Here is a 19,992-nt window from a genome sequence, read left to right on the forward strand (position 1 = left end):
CGAACGAACGCGCGTGGACGGCGGCTGGTCCGTTGCCCACGCGTAATGCGTTACCAGTGCATGCCCGCTCCAACCGATGCGCCGAATTCGCCGCGTGAATTCGCGGCGCCCTGAACCTTGTAGGCCCACTTTCCCGTCTCCGAAAGTTGCGATACGCCAAGCGCGACAGCGGACTGACCGCCGTAGGTGCCCGCTGCCGCCGCCACCATGCCGTGACCGGGCAACACCGCTTGCGGCAACCCTGCAACCGCCAGCGCGGAGGCGGTGCCGCCGTAAGCGTCGCGACGGGCGGAGCGCACCTGGTCGTCGGTGTAGCTGTTCGCCTGGCCAAGCGCGCCGCTCATGCTCTGGTTCAGCTGGTTCACATTGACTGCATCGGTGCCCTGCACACCCGCGGCGACGTTCCCAATCTGTCGCTCCGCCCCCGCCGCGCCGACTGAAACCGTATTCGCACGATCTGCGATGGACCCCGCGCCGAGCGCGACCGCGTTGTCGGCGCTTGCACTGGCTCCTGCGCCAAGTGCGGTTGCGTTCGTGGCGCTCGCGACCGCATTTGCACCCACTGCGGCGGCGTTGTTTCCGCTTGCCCGGGCGTTCGCACCGGCTGCGACGGAGCGCGTGCCGACCGACTGGGCGGCCTCGCCATCGCGATCGCCATCGGCGCTAAAGAGTGGATTGGCGGTATTGACCGCGATGTGGCTGATGGCGTCGCCGACGGCGGCGTTCAACTGGCCGACGTTGACTGCGTCGAGTGCGTCGATGCCGTTTGCGACGTTGTGGATGATCGTGCCGCCGTCAGTCGCGCTGCCGGCCAGCGTGATGCTGTTGTGATTGACCGTTGCGTCGGGGTTGGTATCGTAGGTGATGGCGTTTTCGACCCTCGTTGCCGCCTGATCTGCTTTTGCGCTCACGGCATTCAGTTGCGCGACATTGACCGCGTCGTGCGCGTCGATGCCATCCGCCACGTTGTGAATCACGGTTCCGCCGCTGGCCGGATCCCCGCCGAGCGTGAAGCTGTTGCGGTTGAAGGAGCCGTCAGCATAACGGTCATAGAACGCGGCGCCGTCGACCTTGCTGTCGAGCGCTTTCAGCTGGCTCAGATTGACCGCGTCGGTATCGGCCGCGCCTGCGGCGACGTTCGTGATGCGTCGTTCAGCATTGACGGCGCCCATGGAAACCTCGCCCGAGGCCGTGGCACCCGTAATCATGAGTGTCGCGCCGACGGGCGTGAACGCGAGCGCGGCGAGATTCGCATACGTCGTGGAGTCGGCCCCCAGCGCGACGCTGTTCGCGCGCGTGGCCTGGGCGCCGTTGCCGATCGCGACGGACGACAGGCCGCTGGCATTTGCCGCCGCGCCGATCGCCGTGCTGCGCGAGCCGGTTGCCGTGGCAAAGATGCCGGTGGCGGTGGCGAGATCGACGGCTTTCGACTGATATCCGGCCGCAAATGCGCCATTGCCGGCGGCGCTCGCGTCCTTGCCGGTCGCCATCGCGCCGAGCCCATTGGCGCGCGCGTTGCCGCCGATCGCAATTGTGCCGGTGCTGGTCGCTGCCGCGCCATCGCCGACGGCAACTGCATCTGCACTCGTCGCGCTCGCCCCGTTGCCCGCCGCGACGGCGGCCGTGCCGGTAGCGCGGGCGTTGGCGCCCACCGACACGCTGCGCAAACCCGAGGCGGCGACGGCGTCATCAGAGCCGTCGTTGGCGCCATCTGCCCTGAAATAGGGGTCGCTACCATTGACGGACGAAACAGTGGGGGCCGTGCCTGTCTGCTGTACCTGTTGCTCCGTTTGCTGATCCGCGGTGACAGGGACGGATGCGCCGGCCTCCGTCGATGCGATTCCGGTCATCGCGAGCAGCGTGGTCGTTACGAACCGGGTTAAAAAGCGCCTGCGCGTCGAATGCAGGAGCGATGCCAGACTCGCGTCGCGGGAGTCGGGTTTAACGGTAATGGGTAGGTCGTAATATCGATGCATTCCTAAAGTACTCTGCCATATTAAGACCGCGATCTGATTCAGTGGGCCAGTCTTCGAATCGATCAGCCCGCTCAGGCTTCCATCGAGTGGTAAGAACTCAGCCCTGACCGCCACAAACTATTTCAGTACGCGTGAGATAGATGTGAAAAGCCCTGTGCGAAGCCGGCTGCACAGTGCCTTCTTGCTGAAACGATCGCGGATTTGTTGCGGGGAAAATGATTCGATCTGATTTTCCCTGCTGGCAGATCTGGTAAGTATGAGTTAACTCTTAAATTATCAATGGCTATTCGGTCTAAGAAAAAATTCAGAGTGATTAAGGGAGCTTAAATTGAATCTGATATTTTCTTAGTTAAGAAAAGGCTGGCGTTATTTAATTAATCGACCTCCTGTTCGTATCCAGCGAAAAACGGGGAACAGGACATCAGGCCGCCATCATCAGCAGCGGCGCAGGCTTTTTCCTGCGGGATGCCGACTTGCGTCAACCGCGCGCCGGAGCAAACGTTCTACAATGATGGTTGTCCTCCGACGTGAGTTTTCATGCGCAATTTTTTTCTCTCCCGGCAGACCGGTACACTGGCAGCGGGTGCGGCTCTGGTCGCCGCAGCAGGCTTTTTTTCTCCGGCGGCACACGCGAACAACGTGATCGTGCTCAATTCCGGCGAGGCGACGCTTAGCCTGATCGATGAAACGACCCGTCAGGTCGTCGGCACCGTTCCTACGGGTAAGGAGCCGCACCATCTGATGGCGACGCCGGACAATTCGTCGCTGATCGTCGCCAATTCGGTCTCGAACAACCTGATGTTCGTCGATCCGAAAACGGGCCAGGTGCAGCGCTGGGTTGAAGGCATCGAAGATCCGTATCAGATTGGCTTTTCGCCGGATCACAAGTGGATGGTTACCACGGGGTTGCGCCTCGATCGCCTCGATATCTATCACTACGACGGTCACAACATGGCGCTCGCAAACCGTTTGCCGCTCGCCGTGATGCCGAGTCACATGGCGTTCACGAACGACAGCAAAACGGTGTTCGTCACGTTGCAGGTGTCGGGTGAACTCGCCGCGGTCGATCTTGCCACCCAGCAGGTCAAGTGGAAGATGAAAGTCGGCAAGGTGCCGGCTGGCCTCTGGATGACGCCGGGCGAGAAATATCTGCTCGTCGGCATGACGGGGGCGGACTATGTCGCGGTGGTCGACTGGAAGAACCAGAAGATCGTGAAGACGATTCCGACGGGCAAGGGCGCACATAACTTCCGCTCGCTGGCCGATGGCAAGCACGTTGCGGTGTCGAACCGCGTGGCGAGCACCATCAGCATCATCGACGAAGACACGCTCACGAACACGGGTGACATCACGGGCCTGATGCCAGGTCCGGACGATATGGAACTTTCTGCCGACAAGCGCTATCTGTGGGTGACGTTCCGGTTCGCAAAGCACGTCGGTATCATTGATCTGTCAACGCGCAAGCTGATCCAGACAATCGCGGTGGGCCGGTCGCCGCATGGCATCTATTTCTTCAATCGCGCGCCGGTGACGGCGCCGAACGGTGCGTAGGTCGCAACCCGCGCGGCCGATGCACGATGTAGAAGCACCGGGTTGAACTACCGTATCGACGTACAGCAGGCACCATGTTCCACATGATTTTTTCGACTCTCGATAGTTTCGTCTCCGCAGTGCAGACGCTGCTGTATGTCGACATCGTGCAGCCGCTGCTGTTTCGTCTCGACCTGATGGACTACGACGAGGACACGTACGACAGCCTCTACTGGGTCATCGTCGGTGTGATCGAAGTGCTGGCCATGTATGCCGTGCTGCGGCCGCTGGAGGCGTTGCGGCCCGTCGAGCGGTGGGAAAACCGCAAGGCGGTGCGTGTCGATGTGCTCTACACGTGGATCGCGAAGCTCGGCATCCTGAACCTGTTTTTCTTCTTCGCGCTGCAACCGTTCTTCGATGGCGTGCAGGGCTGGCTGCGGCTGCACAATATCTCGAACATCGAGTTCGACAACCTGTGGCCCGGCGTCACCACGCAACCGGTCGTCACGTTCCTGATGTACCTGGTCGTGCTGGATTTCGCGGGGTACTGGTATCACCGTGGAGAGCATCGTTTCGGGCTCTGGTGGGAACTGCACGCGGTGCATCACAGCCAGCGCCAGATGTCGCTCTGGTCCGACGACCGCAACCATCTGCTCGACGACGTGCTGCAGGCGTGCTTTTTCGCCGTGATCGCGTTGGTGATCGGCGTGCCGCCGTCGCAGTTCGTCGTGCTGACAGCCATCACGAATCTCGCTCAGAGCGTTCAGCACGCCAACATCCGGATGTACTTCGGCTGGCTGGGCGAGCGCCTGCTCGTCAGTCCGACGTTCCATCGCCGGCATCACGCCATGCGCTACGGTCATGAGGGCTCGAACTACGGATGCAATTTCGGCGTGCTGTTTCCGTGGTGGGATCAGCTGTTCCGTACCGCTTCGTGGGTTCGCGACATGGAGCCCACCGGCATCCAGGATCAGCTGGAAGGCCGCCAGTACGGCGATGGCTTCTGGGCGCAGCATTGGCTTGCGCTCGTGCGTATTGCCCGGCGGCTCGCACCCGGGCGCCGGGGTCAGGGCAACGATGCCGCGCCCGTCTGAGCGACCTGCTCCTCTTTCATTCTCCTTGTCGGATTTCACCTGGGATCGGCGAGCGCAGCGTCGCTAACGCGTCTGTTGATACGCGGCGCATCCGCGGGTTTTCCTGGCGACGCGGTCCCTGGTTTATCCTGTCCACAGTTCGACCGGCGACAATTGCGATCGAAGGCGTGTGTATGACCGAGGCCGCCCGCGCAGTCGTCCCGCTGGTTCGCAGCGATGTTCGTTGCCCATTCACCGCTTCATCCACCGGTATCTGGCTCGCATGAATGATCTGTTGCGCTCGTTTGGGCGCGCACTCTCCAGCGCGCTCCATCCGCGCATGCTCTGGCTGACCTTCATGCCGTTCGCGGCGGCGGCAATCGTCTGGGGCGTCATCCTCTGGTTTTCCTGGCAGGCCTGGACCGATGCCACGCGCGCGTGGCTCGAAAGCTGGGCGTTCACCGCGTCCCTTTATGGCATGTTCGACTGGCTCGGGTTTTCGTCGCTGCATGCGGTGATCGCGCCGTTCATCGTGATCGCGCTCGCGATCCCGTTGATCGTGGTGACCGTGCTGCTGCTGATCGCGACGCTCTCGATGCCGGCGGTCATCCGGCACCTGTCCGTCAGGCAGTTTGCCAGCCTGGAGATGCGCCGCGGCGGAACGTGGTACGGTAGTCTGATTCACGCGCTGTGGACGACGCTCGTCTGTCTTGTGCTACTCGTGGTGACGTTGCCGCTGTGGCTCGTGCCGCCGTTCTTCGCGCTGATTCCGCCGCTCTTGTGGGGCTGGCTCACGTATCGCGTGATGACGTACGACGCGCTCGCGTTGCATGCCACCAGCGAGGAGCGCCGCGCGCTGGTGCGCAGGCACCGGTTGCCGTTGTTGCTGATTGGCGTCGCAAGCGGCCTGCTGGGTTCGCTGCCGACGCTGCTCTGGGCTTCGTCGGTCTGGCTGATCGTCCTGTTTCCGGTGGTGACGGCGGCGACCATCTGGATTTATGCGTTTATCCTGGTCTTTTCGGCGCTGTGGTTTGGCTACTACTGCCTGCGCGCGCTGCAGCGCATGCGTGCGGAAGAGCACGGGGCGCGAACGGTAGCAACGGTTCCATACTGAAACCATTTTTCAGGACGAGGCGGCAATGGCATTTGGCGTCATCATCATCGGCGACGAAATCCTCTCGGGCAGGCGAACAGACAAACATCTGCCGAAAGTCATCCAGCTATTGACAGAGCGCGGGCTCGCGCTGGGCTGGGCGGAATACATCGGCGACGACCCGGAGCGCATCACGACGACGTTGCGCCGTTCGTTTGCAACAGGCGACATCGTGTTTTCGACAGGTGGCATAGGCGCGACGCCGGATGACCACACGCGTCAATGTGCGGCGGCCGCGCTGGGCGTGCCGCTCGAACTGCATACCGAAGCCGCACGGCTTATCCAGGAGCGGATTCGCGACATGCATGTCGACGCTTCCGGTGCGCCGCCCGATCTCGAGTCTCCGGAGAATCGCCATCGTCTGAACATGGGCACATTCCCGCGCGGCGCGTCGATCATTCCGAACGGCTACAACAAGATTCCCGGCTTCTCGATGGGTGACCATCACTTTGTCCCCGGTTTTCCCGTGATGGCCTGGCCGATGATCGAGTGGGTGCTGGATACGAAGTACGCGCATCTTCACCACGCGATGCCCCACGCGGAAAAATCACTACTCGTATTCGAGTTGCCCGAATCGACGCTCACGCCGCTCATGGAAAAGATCGAACACGACTTTCCGGGTGTGCGCGTGTTCAGCCTGCCGAGCGTCGGTGACGCGGAGCGGGGCGGCATCTACGCCCGTCGCCACATCGACCTCGGCGTGAAGGGTGAGCCAGAAGCGGTCGCCGCCGCGTTTGTGAAGCTACGCGAGGGCGTGCATCTGCTTGGTGGCGATATCATCGAACCCGACGTGGCGCCAGCGAAACCCCGGGGGTGACAGGCTCGGCCGTTTTTACGCAGGCGGCCAGACAGACAGGCCGCTACCAGGGCCGCCGGCGACGCAAGATCATCGCTGTGTCACATCCACCGCTCAGGATCGGTGCGAACCCATCCTGAAACGGCCAGTCAATCCAGCCGCGAAACGTGAACACCCGTTACGCGCCGATCCACGGCAGACCGCGGAAGCACCAGCCTGAGACCGTTTTCCGATGACCTTGGCCGTCCTTGTCGCCTTCGAAGCCTTCCAGCAGGTCAAACGCCTGCGTAAAGCCCGCCTGGGTCGCGGCAATAGCGGCAAGCTTGGAACGGGCTGCACTGCGGCACAGGAACAGTACAGGCGTGTCTGGCGTAGCAACCTTGCCCAGCTGGTCGAGAAACTCCGGATTCGGGACGCCGCCCGGATAGCGCGTCCACTCGATGTGGGCGTACTGGCCGTCACCGATGACCGGCCTGCCTACCCAGTCGAGTTCGGCGCGGGTGCGAACGTCGACGAGGCGTGTTCGCGGATCAAGTTGAAGAAGCTCGAATGCCTCGGCAGGCGAAATCGCGCCTGCATACGGCAACTGGTTCTCGACACGCCGTTTTCCGGCCTGCGCGTACAACTGTTCGAGCGTACTCATGACGGCAAATCTCCTTCGTGCTGGAAACCAAAAGGTCATTCTAGCGCGCTCGCCATGGCACGCGTACCTGGCCGGCCGGTCGATGCACAGTTCCTTCTCCGGCTGTTATGCTCCATAAAGGTGCAAATTTTGTATAACGCACCGAAATGGATCAGTCATATTCATTCGCCTGTGTACCGGCACAATTATGGTGCATTTTCGGGCGGTGTCTCGTGCTGGACACGCGGGATTGCAGGGCGAGATTCCCCGTAAGTGCACGTGGCGGAAGGATTTTTGCGCCAGGCTGGCGCATGTTGGCACAGAAGCTGCTTTATACGGCCCGATCGATTCAACCACCGTTTTTTTCGCCCGATCTGCCAGATCGGATAGACGTACGGTGGCGGGTCAGCTAGATTTGGGCGGCGGCAGAATCCGCCGAATTCGTTAATCAGGAGAATAGGTTATGAGTAAATCCGTGGCCGACGTCATGCAACTCGTCAAGGACGAGGACGTCAAGTTTGTCGACTTCCGTTTCACCGACACGCGTGGCAAGGAGCAACACGTTTCGGTGCCGGTGTCGGCATTCGACGAAGACAAATTCGAAAGCGGCCATGCGTTCGACGGTTCTTCGATCGCCGGCTGGAAGGGCATCGAAGCTTCGGACATGCTGCTCGTTCCGGACGCTGACACGGCATTCATCGACCCGTTCTACGAAGAGTCGACCCTCGTCATGACCTGCGACGTTGTCGAACCGGCGGACGGCAAGGGCTACGAACGCGACCCGCGTTCGCTGGCAAAGCGCGCTGAAGCGTACCTGAAGAGCACGGGCCTTGGCGACACGGCTTTCTTCGGTCCGGAACCCGAATTCTTCATTTTCGACTCGGTCCGGTGGAACACGGACCAGTCGGGTTGCTTCGTGAAGATCGGCTCGGAAGAAGCACCGTGGTCGTCGGGTATGGAATTCGAAGGCGGCAACACGGGTCACCGTCCGGGCACGAAGGGCGGCTATTTCCCGGTCGCACCGGTTGATTCGTTCCAGGACATCCGCTCGGAAATGTGTCTGCTGCTCGAGCAGATTGGCATTCCGGTCGAAGTGCACCACCACGAAGTGGCAGGTCAAGGCCAGAACGAAATCGGCACCAAGTTCTCGACGCTCGTGCAGCGCGCGGACTGGACGCAGCAGCTCAAGTACATCGTCCACAACGTGGCGCACACGTACGGCAAGACGGCGACGTTCATGCCGAAGCCGATCGTGGGCGACAACGGTTCGGGCATGCACGTTCACCAGTCGATCTGGAAGGATGGCCAGAACCTGTTCGCAGGCAACGGCTACGCTGGCCTGTCGGAATTCGCGCTGTTCTACATCGGCGGCATCATCAAGCACGCCCGTGCCCTGAACGCGATTACGAACCCGGGTACAAACTCGTACAAGCGTCTCGTGCCGCACTTCGAAGCACCGGTGAAACTCGCCTACTCGGCGCGCAACCGCTCGGCATCGATCCGTATTCCGCACGTTTCGAATCCGAAGGGCCGCCGTATCGAAACGCGCTTCCCGGATCCGCTGGCCAACCCGTACCTGTGCTTCTCGGCACTGATGATGGCAGGTCTGGACGGCGTGCAGAACAAGATCCATCCGGGCGAAGCAGCAGACAAGAACCTGTACGACCTGCCGCCGGAAGAAGATGCAAAGATCCCGACCGTGTGTGCCGGCCTCGACCAGGCACTGGACGCGCTGAACAACGACCGCGAGTTCCTGACGCGCGGTGGCGTGTTCACGGATTCGATGATCGACGCTTACCTGGAACTGAAGGAAGGCGAACTTCAACGTGTGCGTATGACCACGCACCCGGTCGAATTCGAACTGTACTACTCGCTGTAATGGCGATGGCGCTTCGCCGGAGCATGGCGAAGCGCGCGTCCGAACGTTCGCGATCGGTCACGGAGGGACGGCGGCGCCGTCCCTTTTTTGTTGAACGCTCGCGACGTGCCGCTGGACTGTCTTGACTGTTGTCGTAGCTGCTGTACCCAGGGTTAGCCGTGTTCGCCTCATCACCGTTTCATACCGACCAGATTGATACAAGATGGATCTCAAGAATCTGATCAAGGCTAGAAAAGGGCACGCTGAACCGCTGTCGAGCGATGTCCAGCTTCTCGAATCCGGTTTGCTGCCGGGATTCGAAGCGTTGCCGACTGTTGTGCTGGTACTGGAAAAGCGCACGTTGCGCGTCGTGTTCGCGAATCCTTCCGCTGAATCGATGCTTGACCTGTCGCGCCGGCAACTCACGCAGATGATGTGGCCGGATATCTTTTCGAGCGCGGACGAATTGCTGCTCACGATCGCCGCGATCGCCGAACACCGTTTCCACGCAACGCATCTCGACGCGGTTCTCGAGCGTCCTGGCCACGAACCGCTGCATGTGCATGCGATCGTTGGTTTTCTCGAGAGCGCACCTGACTACGTGCTGCTCGAACTCTTCGAGAACGAGCGACATCTGCGCACCGACCGCGAAGAGCGCATTCAGGATCTGACTGCGGTGAACAAGCAGTTGATCCGCAATCTCGCGCACGAAATCAAGAACCCGCTTGGCGGCATTCGTGGCGCCGCGCAACTGCTCGAATTCGAGTTGAGCGCGCGGGAGCGCGACGAGTTGCGCGAATACACGCAGGTCGTCATCAAGGAATCCGACCGGTTGCAGACGCTCGTCGACCGGCTCCTCGAGCCGCATCGTCATCCGCATATCGTCGGCGACGTGAACATTCACGAAGTATGTGAGCGCGTGCGCGCGGTGATCCTCGCGGAGTTTCCGCGTGGCCTCACGATCGAGCGCGACTACGACGTGAGCGTGCCCGATCTGCGCGGCGACAAGGAGCAGTTGATCCAGGCGCTCCTGAACATCGTGCGCAACGCAGCCGAAGCGTTACGTGAACGTATCTCGCAGGGCGATGCGCGTATCGAATTGCGCACGCGTGTCGCGCGCAAGGTCACGATTGCGAAACGTCTTTGTAAGCTGGCATTGGACTTGCATATCATCGACAACGGTCCCGGTATTCCCGACGATATCCGGGACCGCATCTTCTATCCGCTCGTTTCGGGGCGTGAGGATGGAAGCGGTCTTGGCCTGACGCTCGCGCAGACATTCGTGCAACAGCACGACGGTCTGATCGAAGTGGAAAGCCGGCCGGGTCACACCGAGTTTCAGATCCTGCTGCCGCTTGAGTAATTGTCCGTTCATGACGGGCATGCATTCGAAAGGCAGCACACACGCTGACGCACCTCAAGACTTCTGAACGACTATATGAAGCCGATCTGGATAGTAGACGACGATCAATCGATCCGCTGGGTGCTCGAAAAAGCCCTCGCACGAGAAAATTTCGCGACGCGTAGTTTCGCGAACGTGCGCGAGGCGGCGGGGGCGCTGGATCACGACAGCCCGCAGGTGCTGGTGTCCGACATCCGGATGCCGGGCGGCTCTGGCCTCGAGCTGTTGCAGACCGTCCGTGAACGCGTGCCGGGTCTGCCCGTCATCATCATGACGGCCTTCTCCGATCTGGATAGCGCAGTTGCCGCGTTCCAGGGCGGCGCGTTCGAGTATCTCGCCAAGCCGTTCGATGTGGACAAGGCAGTGGAGCTGATTCGACGCGCGGTCGACGAAAGCATGCGCGGCGAACAGACGTGGGACGACCGCGTCGCCGATGCACCGGAAATGCTCGGTCAGGCGCCGGCGATGCAGGACATGTTCCGTGCCATCGGGCGATTGTCCCATTCCGCGGCAACCGTGCTCATCACCGGAGAATCAGGCACCGGTAAGGAGCTTGTCGCACGCGCCTTGCACCGACATAGCCCGCGCGCGAACGGTCCATTCATCGCGCTCAACACGGCGGCGATTCCAAAGGACCTGCTGGAATCCGAACTGTTCGGTCACGAGCGGGGCGCGTTCACTGGCGCGCAGGCGATGCGGCAAGGTCGCTTCGAGCAGGCCGAGAACGGCACGCTGTTCCTCGACGAAATCGGCGACATGCCGTTCGATCTGCAGACGCGTCTGTTGCGCGTGTTGTCGGATGGCCAGTTCTATCGTGTCGGTGGCCACAATCCGCTGCGCGCCAACGTGCGGGTCATCGCGGCGACGCACCAGAATCTTGAATCGCGCGTGCGTCAGGGCTTGTTCCGCGAGGATCTGTATCACCGTCTAAACGTGATCCGTCTGCGATTGCCAGCGCTACGCGAACGCAGTGAAGACATACCGCTCCTCACGCGCCATTTTCTGCAGAAGAGCGCGCGTGATCTGGGGGTCGAGCCAAAGCGCGTATCCGACGAAACGCTCGCGTACCTCGCGTCGCTCACGTTTGCCGGCAATGTGCGGCAACTCGAGAACCTGGCCAACTGGCTGACGGTCATGGCGCCGGCGCAGACGATCGAGATCAAGGATCTGCCGCCTGACCTCGTGCCTTCGTCGGCGGGTAACGGCGATATGATCGCGGGCGGTGGTCTCGCCACCGACGCGGGCGGCAACGCAATGGCCGCGGCTGGAGCGAACGGAGCGGCGTCGCCGTCGCCGATGTCCCCGGTGCCGGGCGTGCCCACAAGCGCGCCGGTCAGCGTGTGGGAGAGCGGATTGCGAACTGAAGTGGCCCGCATGCTGCGCGAGAATTCGGCCGATGTGATGGACGAACTGTCGCGTCGTTTCGAGGCTGCCGTGATTCGCGAAGCGCTCGACTTTACGCGTGGACGTAAGGTCGAAGCGGCGGAGCGTCTCGGTATCGGGCGCAACACGATCACGCGCAAGATCCAGGAACTGAACCTCGAATAGCCGTTCGGCAGAGCCGGCAGGATCGCGGGCCGTCCACGCGTGACATTACGCGTGTACGGCCTTTCTGTTTCCTGTTGTCGATGATCCTGCGGATCTTGCCAGTTTGATATGCCGAACGGTCAGGTCGCGGCGCGGGCTGGCGACAGGGCATAATCGGTGCTGTTCTTCTTTTGACAGCTCACCATGCCCGCAGCGCGCTCCTGGCCTCGCAGTATCGATCCGTTCATCAATCTCGAAGCGCTTCACGATGCGGCGTCCATGGCGTGGGTCGGCGAGCAGAACGCACGCACCCGTGCCGAATGGCGCGACGGCGAGCGTTTCAACGCATTGACGCAGCGTCTCTCGAGCGCGTACCTGCCGCGCGAACGGCCGGTTATCCCGAGCCGCTGGAAAGACTGGGCCTACGACTTCTGGCAGGACGATCGCAATCCGAAAGGTCTCTGGCGGCGTACGTCGTGGGCGAGCTGGCGCAACGGCTCGCCGCAATGGCAGAACCTGCTCGACTTCGACGCGCTGGGCGAGGCCGAAGCCGCGCCGTGGGTCTGCGCCGATATCGAGATCCTGTATCCGGATGGTGACCGTGCACTGATCGCGCTGTCGCCGGGCGGATCCGACGCGACAGTCGTGCGCGAGTTCGATATCGATAACCAGCGCTTCGTATCGAACGGATTCACGATTGAAGTTGCGGGCAAACACACTGCATCGTGGATCGACCGCAACACGCTGTATGTCGGCTGGGACAATGGCGACGCAACGCTCACGCGCTCGGGTTATCCGCGTGAGGTCCGTCGCTGGCAGCGAGGCACAACGCTCGCCGCTGCGCCGGTTGTCTTCGCCGGCGAATTCGACGACATCGGCGTGGAGGCGCACTACGATCCCGTCGAGCGGCGTCATTCGGCGGTGCGCGATGTCGACTTCTTCGATTCGCATACCTATTGGCCCGACGGGGAGGGTGTGTGGCAACGCTACGACGTGCCGTCGCACGTTTCGGTGGGCGGCTGGCATGGCTGGCTGCTGCTTGAACCGCGCCTCGACTGGAAGTGTGAAGGCGCCGTTCATGCCGGCGGTGCGTTGCTCGCGATCCGCGAGACGGCGTTTCTTGCCGGCAACCGGCAATTCGTGCCGCTCTTCACGCCGACGCCACTCACGTCGGCCTGCGAGTGGACGCATTCGCTCAACATGCTGATCGTGTCGTACCTCGACGATGTCGAGAGCCGCACGCTGCTCTGGCAACCGCGGCAATTGCCCGATGGCGAGTGGCACTGGGAATCGCGCACGTTTCCGTCGCGCGAAACATCACAGGTAGATGTATCGCCGATCGAGGCCACGCTTAACGACGAAGTTTACGTCGATGTCGACGATTATCTGCAGCCGCCCGAATACTGTCTTGCCGATCTCGGTCAGGAAGACCTGGGTGTGTGGACCGTGCTGGACCGCTGGCCCACGCAGTTCGACGCTGCGCCGCTTACCGTGAAGCGCGGTTATGCCCAGTCGAAAGACGGCACGCGGGTGCCGTACACGGTTGTAGGTGCACGCCGTCTTCTTGATGCGCCGACACCGCTGGCGAGTCCATGTCTGTTGACGGGCTATGGCGGCTTTGCTGTCCCGCTGACGCCGGATTACCTCGTGAGCACGGGCATCGGCTGGCTGGAGCAGGGCGGCGTCTATGTGGTCGCGCATATCCGGGGTGGCGGCGAGTACGGCACGCAATGGCATCTGGCCGCGCAGCGCGAACACCGGCAACGCGCGTTCGATGACTTTATCGCGGTCGCCGAAGCGTTAATCGCCGACGGCGTGACGACCGCAGCGCGACTCGGCATCCAGGGTGGCAGTAACGGCGGCCTGCTGGTTGCCGCGTGCATGATGCAACGTCCGGAACTCTTTGGCGCGGTCGTGTGCGAAGTGCCGCTGCTCGACATGCAGCGGTATCACCTGTTGCATGCCGGGGCATCGTGGATGGACGAATACGGCGACCCCGACGATCCGCACGAAGCGCGAGCGCTGGCGGCGTACTCGCCGTATCACCATGTTTCCGCGGACGTGAAGTACCCGCCCGTGCTGTTCACGACATCAACGAGCGACGATCGCGTGCATCCAGGGCACGCACGCAAGATGGTGGCGCGCATGCAGGCAGCGGGCCACACGGATGTCTGGTACTGGGAGAATACCGACGGCGGACACGGTTCAGGTTCCGATGCGCTGGAGCGTGCCGCCTACGATGCAATGGTGTTCGGATTTCTGTCGTCGCGGCTGGCGTCGTAACGGCCGCGCGCGGGGTTTCGGTGAACGTGTGCTGCGCAACGTCGTCCGCTGCACACGTGCGGGTTCAGCCTATTTCCGCAATGACCGGCGCGTGGTCCGAAGGCTGGTCCCATTTGCGCGGAACGCGGTCGACATCGCACGACGTGCATGACCCGGCAAGCGCGTTCGAGAGCAGGATGTGGTCGATGCGAAGCCCTGCGTTGCGACGGAACGCGAGCATCCGGTAGTCCCACCACGTGAAGGTCTTCTCGGGATGCTCGAATTTCCGGAAGGCATCCACCAGACCCAGTTCGACGAGACGCACGAACTGCGCGCGTTCTTCCGGCGAGACGAGATTCTGTCCTTCCCACGCCTTCGGGTCGTGTACGTCGCGATCTTCGGGGGCGATGTTGTAGTCGCCGAGCAGGGCGAGTTTCGGATGTTGCGCGAGCTCGCCTGATATCCAGTCGTGCAGCGCATCGAGCCAGCGGAGTTTGTAGGCGAACTTCTCGGTGCCCGGTGCCTGACCGTTCGGAAAATACGCGGAGATGATGCGCACGCCCTCGATCGTCGCGGCAATCACGCGTTGCTGCGGGTCCTCGAAACCGGGGATGTTGCGCACGATCGAGGTCTCATCGACAACGAGGCCTTCGCGCACAAGAATGCCGACGCCATTGTAGGTTTTCTGCCCGGCGAACCAGCTTCGATAACCTTTGGCTTCGAGTTCTGCTCGCGGGAATTTCTCGTCGGGCAGCTTGAGTTCCTGCAGACACAGCACGTCGGTCTGACTCGTTTCGAGCCAGTCGGTTACGTGCTGCTGGCGAACCTTCAGGGAGTTCACATTCCAGGTGGCGATTTTCATTCGATGTCGGAGAGAGCGGGCGCGATGAGGAAGAGTTTACATGAAGGCGGCGCGCGACTGGATCCCTTCCGTTCTGCGTTGGGAAAGGCGCTGCGCAGGCTTGGCAACGGCGCGCTTCACCAGGGCAAATAAATGTCAGACCGCGGCACCGCGCGGCGTATAGTGGGGCGACACACACGTTTCAGGGGCACATCATGGCCGAACTCTATCCTGCCATTTACAAGGACTTCGAAGTGCATCCGCTGGTCTTTTCGCGGGAATTCGACAAGTTCGACGGCCACAAGAAACACGCCGAAGGTTATGACGTTGCGGTGCGCGTCTGCCGCCCGGGCGCCATTAGCGGCTCGAAGGCGAGCCGTGTGTTTCGGCTCTCGCGACAACTGACGTTTTCCGATTTCGGCGTGGCTAAACGCAGCGCAAGTCAGTACGGCGCCGACATCATCGACGGAAAAATCGAAGGTGCAACGGTAGCCGATCTGTGAGCATGCAAAATAGTTTGCATGAGTGTTTGACGTTATGCAGGTGCGCCAGTACAATTCGCTTCCTCTGACGCGGGGTGGAGCAGTCTGGCAGCTCGTCGGGCTCATAACCCGAAGGTCACAGGTTCAAATCCTGTCCCCGCAACCAAATATCGCCTTGCTGGTTTTCCCATCGAGGCGCTGCATCAAACCGGCGATAACGTCGCCAGCAAAAAACCCGCTTCGGCGGGTTTTTTGTTTTGCGCCGATACACTGCTGCGTGTACGTCAGACTGGCGAACGCGGTGGCGATGCGTGTCGCCGCAATCCTTCGATCATTCAGTTCACTGTCACCCGCTTGATGCGGTAGAACCTGAACGCGGGCTCCTGCACGTTGACCGTCTGGCCAATACATGGCACGAGCGTATATTCCGCGGCCTCGTTTTGCCGCTGCGCGGCTTTGACTGCACGCACCATGTTTTGCGCGCTGTACCTGCTGTTTTCGTGAATCAGTAGCACTTCGTCCGGCTGCAGTTGTGCAATCTGCCATGTCAGTGAGCCGTTCAGTAGCTCGCTCATTTCCTCACTCCGTTTAAATCGCGTTATCTCTAAAACAAGAATAGTGCCCGGGCGGTCTTTCAGGGAGTGGCCGATCGACGCATGGGCTCGCGTAACCTGCGGCCGCCATTTCGCGGGTCTGTGCACCGATGCATGCCATGGGCTCGTCCAGATGGCTAAACGGGTTCCATCCGCTTTCTGACGTCGATAGAATCGAAGGCAATCAAAGGAGCCGCTGATGGATCTGATCATTCGCCGTGCTGTCCTGCCGGGCCATGTTCCGGGTCGCAACGAGCCCGTCGATATCGGCATCGAGGCCGGTCGCATTCGGACCGTTGAACCGCGTCTTGCGGCCACGGCACCGGAAGAGATCGACGCGGCCGGCGCGCTCGTCACGCCGCCCTTCGTCGATCCGCATTTCCATATGGATGCGACGCTGTCGTATGGTTTGCCACGGGTGAATGCGTCCGGCACGTTGCTGGAGGGGATCGCACTCTGGGGCGAGCTCAAGCCGCAACTCACCCAGGAAGCGTTGATCGAGCGCGCATTGCAGTATTGCGACTGGGCGGTCGCGCGCGGGCTGCTGGCCATTCGTACGCATGTGGACGTCTGCGATCCGCGTCTCCTCGCAGTGGAAGCGCTGCTCGAAGTGAAGCGTCGCGTCGCGCCTTATCTGGACATGCAACTGGTCGCGTTCCCGCAGGACGGTGTGCTGCGCAGCGCGGGCGCGTTCGACAACCTCAAGCGTGCGATATCGATGGGCGTCGACGTGGTCGGCGGTATTCCGCACTTCGAGCGCACCATGGCCGATGGCGCGGAGTCGGTGCGCATTCTGTGCGAATACGCGGCGGAGCGGGGCTTGCGCGTCGACATGCATTGCGACGAATCAGACGACCCCATGTCGCGTCACATCGAGACGCTTGCGGCGCAGTCGCATCGTCTCGGCTTGCATGGGCGTGTCACCGGGTCGCATCTGACGTCCATGCATTCGATGGACAACTACTACGTCAGCAAGTTGCTGCCGTTGATGCGCGAAGCGGGCGTCGCGGCGATCGCCAATCCGCTGATCAATATCACCTTGCAGGGCCGCAGCGATACCTATCCGAAGCGACGCGGCATGACGCGCGTGCCGGAGATGCTGGCGGCTGGCATCAACGTCGCGTTTGGTCACGATTGTGTGATGGATCCCTGGTACGGTCTCGGTTCGGGCGACATGCTCGAAGTTGCGCACATGGGCCTGCACGTTGCGCAGATGACCAGTCAGGACGGCATACGTGCCTGTTTCGATGCGGTGACGGTCAATGCGGCACGTATTCTCGGGCTCGAAGGCTACGGGATCGAACCGGGTTGCGAGGCGAATCTCGTCGTTCTCGATGCACGCGACACGACCGAGGCGATACGCCTAAGGGCGGCGCGCCTCGCAGTGATCCGGCGTGGCAAGTTGGTCAGCCGCATGCCGGCAGCGACTGCGACGCTCTCGCTTGAAGGCCGGCCATTGTCGGTCGATTTCAAGCTGCATCGTTGAGTGGGCGCGCGAGCAAAGAAAAAAAGCCTGTGATTGCGTGAACAATCACAGGCTTTGCAGAAAACAGATGTGGCGCTGGCGCCGCCGGGGCATCGAGGCAACCCGCACCCGATCCACGCGACAGCGTCACACTACAGGCTAATGTGTCGCGCCAGGCGTCATGCCGTTATGGCGCAGCAACGCATCGATATTCGGCTCGCGGCCCCGGAAGGCCTTGAACGATTCCATCGCGGGCCGGCTACCGCCGACTTCGAGGATCTCCTTGCGGTATCGCGTGCCGGTTGCTACGTCGAGCACGCTGCCGTTCGTTGCCTGCGCGGCTTCTTCGAATGCGGCATACGCGTCGGCGGACAGCACTTCCGCCCACTTGTAGCTGTAGTAGCCGGCCGCGTAACCACCGGCGAAGATGTGGCTGAACGTATTCGGCCAGCGCGAAAATGAAGCCTGCGGAATCACGTGAAAACGCTCGTTGATTTCGCGGGCGAGGTCGTTCGCGCTCTTCTCGCCGGACGCATCGAAATCGACGTGCAACGACATGTCGAACATCGAGAAGACGATCTGCCGCAGCGTGCCAAGGCCGCTCTGGAAATTCTTCGCGGCAAGCATCTTGTCGTACAGCGGACGCGGCAGCGGTGCAGCGGTTTCGACGTGCGAGGTCATATCGCTCAGCACGTCCCACTCCCAGCAGAAGTTCTCCATGAACTGCGACGGCAATTCGACGGCATCCCACTCGACGCCGTTGATGCCCGACACGCCCAGTTCGTCGACGCGCGTGAGCATGTGATGCAGGCCGTGACCGAACTCGTGGAACAGCGTGATCACTTCGTCGTGCGTGAAGCACGCCGGCTTGCCGCCAATCGGCGCCGAGAAGTTACACGTGAGATAGGCGACAGGCGTCTGCACGCCGCCCTCGGCGCGCCGGCGACGTGTGCGCGCGTCGTCCATCCAGGCGCCGCCACGTTTGCCTTCGCGTGCGTACAGATCGAGATAGAACTGCGCCACAAGCCCGCCGTCCTGATTCTCGACGCGGAAAAAGCGCACGTCCGGGTGCCAGGCCGTGGCTTCATCGCGACGGATGCGCACGCCGAACAACGTCTCGGTCACCTTGAACAGGCCCTTCAGCACCGCCTCTTCGGGGAAATACTGTTTGACCTCGTTCTCGGAGAACGAATAGCGCTTCTGACGCAGCCGTTCGGCGGCAAACGTCATGTCCCACGGCTGCATGTCGGTCAGGCCAAGCTCGCTGGCAGCGAATGCGCGCAGCGCCTTCCAGTCCTCTTCCGCGTGCGGGCGCGCGCGGGTTGCGAGGTCTTCGAGGAACGCCATCACCTGTTGGGGCGACTCGGCCATTTTGGGGGCCAGCGAGACTTCCGCGAAATTCCTGAAGCCAAGCATCTTCGCTTCTTCGTCGCGCACTTTCAGTTCTTCGGCGAGCACGGCCGTGTTGTCCCACTCGGCCTTGCCGTTGCCGTACGCGGCGCCCAGTTCCGATGCGCGCGTCGAATACGCGCGATACATCGTTTCACGCATCGCGCGGTTTTCCGAATACTGCATCACCGGAAAGTACGACGGGAAATGCAGCGTAAATTTCCAGCCTTCCTTGCCATCGCGTTGCGCTGCTTCACGCGCGCCTTCGACGACGTCTTCCGGCAATCCCGCCAGTTCCGCTTCGCTCGTGGCGATGTGCGCGTACGCATTGGTCGCATCGAGCACATGATCGGAGAACGACTTCGACAGCCTGGCCTGGCGTTCCTGCAATTCTGCAAAGCGCGGTTTCTGGTCTTCGGGCAGTTCGGCGCCCGACAGGCGGAAGTCGCGCAGCGCGTTGCCGAGAATCTTCTTGCGCTCGCCGGTCAGCGATGCGAAATCGGCGCTGGCATTGAGCGCCTTGTACTTTTCGTAAAGCGCGAGATTTTGTCCGACGCTCGACCAGAACTCGGTCACGCGGGGCAGATTTTCGCCGTAGGTTGCGCGCAGTTCTGGCGTATCGGCCACGGCGTTCAGATGGCCGATCACGCCCCACGCGCGCGACAGCGGCTCGGTCGCGCGTTCGACGGGCTCGACGACATCGGCCCACGAAGCCGGGGTGGCCGGCGCGCTTGCGCGCTCGACGGCAGCGGTCGCATTGGCGAGCAGCACATCGAGAGCGGGGGTGACGTGTTCAGGGCGGATCTCGCCAAATCGCGGCAGGTCGGTGAAATCGAGGAGCGGATTGTCCGCGTCCGGGCGGGTGTTGGCTGACGTAGATGACATAAGGCTTCCTGTCTGTCGCGGATCAAAAAAGGGCTACGCGCGGGCGTGCGTCGCAAGGCGTCCCGCGCCCGTCATGGATGTTATTGGGGCAGGAGACGCCGTTTCCAACCGTCAGGAAGCAAATTATCAGAAGTTGGG

At 61.7% G+C, this 19,992-nt stretch carries 15 protein-coding genes and 1 tRNA gene; 11 read left to right on the forward strand and 5 right to left on the reverse strand.

The window, feature by feature from the left end:
- Nucleotides 1–50: 50 nt before the first annotated feature.
- The gene (locus LPA36_RS13210; protein WP_228877123.1) at nucleotides 51–1,850 is read right to left on the reverse strand and encodes a YadA family autotransporter adhesin; all 1,800 of its coding nucleotides are present in this window, start codon (nucleotides 1,848–1,850) and stop codon (nucleotides 51–53) included.
- A gap of 663 nt (nucleotides 1,851–2,513) precedes the next feature.
- Here LPA36_RS13210 and LPA36_RS13215 point away from each other — a divergent pair.
- The 4 genes from LPA36_RS13215 (at nucleotide 2,514) to LPA36_RS13230 (ending at nucleotide 6,549) form a co-directional block, all read left to right on the forward strand.
- Entirely contained in the window at nucleotides 2,514–3,527 is a 1,014-nt protein-coding gene (locus tag LPA36_RS13215) for a YVTN family beta-propeller repeat protein (protein ID WP_228877126.1), read from the forward strand.
- 74 nt (nucleotides 3,528–3,601) lie between these two features.
- Nucleotides 3,602–4,600, forward strand: a complete 999-nt coding sequence (locus LPA36_RS13220; protein WP_228877128.1) for a sterol desaturase family protein — start codon at nucleotides 3,602–3,604, stop codon at nucleotides 4,598–4,600.
- A 262-nt stretch (nucleotides 4,601–4,862) separates the two neighbouring features.
- Nucleotides 4,863–5,693: an EI24 domain-containing protein gene (locus LPA36_RS13225; RefSeq protein WP_228877130.1), complete on the forward strand. Its 831-nt coding sequence runs from the start codon at nucleotides 4,863–4,865 to the stop codon at nucleotides 5,691–5,693.
- Between the two features lie 25 nt (nucleotides 5,694–5,718).
- Complete coding sequence (locus LPA36_RS13230) at nucleotides 5,719–6,549, forward strand: competence/damage-inducible protein A (protein WP_228877132.1); 831 nt, start codon at nucleotides 5,719–5,721, stop codon at nucleotides 6,547–6,549.
- A gap of 157 nt (nucleotides 6,550–6,706) precedes the next feature.
- Here LPA36_RS13230 and LPA36_RS13235 read toward each other — a convergent pair whose 3' ends face one another.
- Nucleotides 6,707–7,171 (reverse strand): rhodanese-like domain-containing protein, encoded by a 465-nt coding sequence (locus LPA36_RS13235; RefSeq protein ID WP_228877134.1) that lies wholly within the window; start codon nucleotides 7,169–7,171, stop codon nucleotides 6,707–6,709.
- 442 nt (nucleotides 7,172–7,613) lie between these two features.
- Between LPA36_RS13235 and glnA the strand changes: the two genes are divergently transcribed.
- The 4 genes from glnA (at nucleotide 7,614) to LPA36_RS13255 (ending at nucleotide 14,220) form a co-directional block, all read left to right on the forward strand.
- Nucleotides 7,614–9,029 carry a type I glutamate--ammonia ligase gene (gene glnA / locus LPA36_RS13240; protein WP_228877136.1) on the forward strand — a complete coding sequence of 472 codons (1,416 nt, stop codon included), beginning with the start codon at nucleotides 7,614–7,616 and terminating at the stop codon, nucleotides 9,027–9,029.
- 202 nt (nucleotides 9,030–9,231) lie between these two features.
- On the forward strand, nucleotides 9,232–10,371 hold the full coding sequence (glnL, locus tag LPA36_RS13245) for a nitrogen regulation protein NR(II) (RefSeq protein ID WP_228877137.1): 1,140 nt from the start codon (nucleotides 9,232–9,234) through the stop codon (nucleotides 10,369–10,371).
- A gap of 75 nt (nucleotides 10,372–10,446) precedes the next feature.
- Nucleotides 10,447–11,958, forward strand: a complete 1,512-nt coding sequence (gene ntrC, locus LPA36_RS13250) for a nitrogen regulation protein NR(I) (protein ID WP_228877139.1) — start codon at nucleotides 10,447–10,449, stop codon at nucleotides 11,956–11,958.
- 183 nt (nucleotides 11,959–12,141) lie between these two features.
- The gene (locus LPA36_RS13255) at nucleotides 12,142–14,220 is read left to right on the forward strand and encodes a prolyl oligopeptidase family serine peptidase (RefSeq protein ID WP_228877141.1); all 2,079 of its coding nucleotides are present in this window, start codon (nucleotides 12,142–12,144) and stop codon (nucleotides 14,218–14,220) included.
- A 64-nt stretch (nucleotides 14,221–14,284) separates the two neighbouring features.
- Here LPA36_RS13255 and xth read toward each other — a convergent pair whose 3' ends face one another.
- On the reverse strand, nucleotides 14,285–15,061 hold the full coding sequence (gene xth / locus LPA36_RS13260; RefSeq protein WP_228877142.1) for an exodeoxyribonuclease III: 777 nt from the start codon (nucleotides 15,059–15,061) through the stop codon (nucleotides 14,285–14,287).
- A 194-nt stretch (nucleotides 15,062–15,255) separates the two neighbouring features.
- Between xth and LPA36_RS13265 the strand changes: the two genes are divergently transcribed.
- Together LPA36_RS13265 and LPA36_RS13270 are read left to right on the forward strand one after the other, a co-directional pair.
- Nucleotides 15,256–15,543: a hypothetical protein gene (locus LPA36_RS13265; protein ID WP_228877144.1), complete on the forward strand. Its 288-nt coding sequence runs from the start codon at nucleotides 15,256–15,258 to the stop codon at nucleotides 15,541–15,543.
- Nucleotides 15,544–15,611: 68 nt separating this feature from the next.
- A tRNA-Met gene (locus tag LPA36_RS13270) sits at nucleotides 15,612–15,688 on the forward strand.
- A 169-nt stretch (nucleotides 15,689–15,857) separates the two neighbouring features.
- Here LPA36_RS13270 and LPA36_RS13275 read toward each other — a convergent pair.
- Nucleotides 15,858–16,097, reverse strand: coding sequence for a hypothetical protein (locus LPA36_RS13275; protein ID WP_228877146.1), 240 nt, complete (start codon nucleotides 16,095–16,097; stop codon nucleotides 15,858–15,860).
- A 217-nt stretch (nucleotides 16,098–16,314) separates the two neighbouring features.
- Here LPA36_RS13275 and LPA36_RS13280 point away from each other — a divergent pair, with 217 nt between their 5' ends.
- Nucleotides 16,315–17,601: an amidohydrolase family protein gene (locus LPA36_RS13280; protein ID WP_228877148.1), complete on the forward strand. Its 1,287-nt coding sequence runs from the start codon at nucleotides 16,315–16,317 to the stop codon at nucleotides 17,599–17,601.
- 138 nt (nucleotides 17,602–17,739) lie between these two features.
- Here LPA36_RS13280 and LPA36_RS13285 read toward each other — a convergent pair whose 3' ends face one another.
- Nucleotides 17,740–19,854 carry a M3 family metallopeptidase gene (locus LPA36_RS13285; RefSeq protein ID WP_228877149.1) on the reverse strand — a complete coding sequence of 705 codons (2,115 nt, stop codon included), beginning with the start codon at nucleotides 19,852–19,854 and terminating at the stop codon, nucleotides 17,740–17,742.
- Between the last annotated feature and the right edge of the window lie 138 nt (nucleotides 19,855–19,992).

The organism is Paraburkholderia saeva (assembly GCF_907164555.1).
Taxonomy (GTDB): Bacteria; Pseudomonadota; Gammaproteobacteria; order Burkholderiales; family Burkholderiaceae; genus Paraburkholderia; species Paraburkholderia saeva.

Coding starts and splice junctions, on each gene's coding strand:
- LPA36_RS13210 (WP_228877123.1), bottom strand. CDS start 1,850: ATGACCGGAATCGCATCGACGGAGGCCGGCGCATCCGTCCCTGTCACC.
- LPA36_RS13215 (WP_228877126.1), top strand. CDS start 2,514: ATGCGCAATTTTTTTCTCTCCCGGCAGACCGGTACACTGGCAGCGGGT.
- LPA36_RS13220 (WP_228877128.1), top strand. CDS start 3,602: ATGTTCCACATGATTTTTTCGACTCTCGATAGTTTCGTCTCCGCAGTG.
- LPA36_RS13225 (WP_228877130.1), top strand. CDS start 4,863: ATGAATGATCTGTTGCGCTCGTTTGGGCGCGCACTCTCCAGCGCGCTC.
- LPA36_RS13230 (WP_228877132.1), top strand. CDS start 5,719: ATGGCATTTGGCGTCATCATCATCGGCGACGAAATCCTCTCGGGCAGG.
- LPA36_RS13235 (WP_228877134.1), bottom strand. CDS start 7,171: ATGAGTACGCTCGAACAGTTGTACGCGCAGGCCGGAAAACGGCGTGTC.
- glnA (WP_228877136.1), top strand. CDS start 7,614: ATGAGTAAATCCGTGGCCGACGTCATGCAACTCGTCAAGGACGAGGAC.
- glnL (WP_228877137.1), top strand. CDS start 9,232: ATGGATCTCAAGAATCTGATCAAGGCTAGAAAAGGGCACGCTGAACCG.
- ntrC (WP_228877139.1), top strand. CDS start 10,447: ATGAAGCCGATCTGGATAGTAGACGACGATCAATCGATCCGCTGGGTG.
- LPA36_RS13255 (WP_228877141.1), top strand. CDS start 12,142: ATGCCCGCAGCGCGCTCCTGGCCTCGCAGTATCGATCCGTTCATCAAT.
- xth (WP_228877142.1), bottom strand. CDS start 15,061: ATGAAAATCGCCACCTGGAATGTGAACTCCCTGAAGGTTCGCCAGCAG.
- LPA36_RS13265 (WP_228877144.1), top strand. CDS start 15,256: ATGGCCGAACTCTATCCTGCCATTTACAAGGACTTCGAAGTGCATCCG.
- LPA36_RS13275 (WP_228877146.1), bottom strand. CDS start 16,097: ATGAGCGAGCTACTGAACGGCTCACTGACATGGCAGATTGCACAACTG.
- LPA36_RS13280 (WP_228877148.1), top strand. CDS start 16,315: ATGGATCTGATCATTCGCCGTGCTGTCCTGCCGGGCCATGTTCCGGGT.
- LPA36_RS13285 (WP_228877149.1), bottom strand. CDS start 19,854: ATGTCATCTACGTCAGCCAACACCCGCCCGGACGCGGACAATCCGCTC.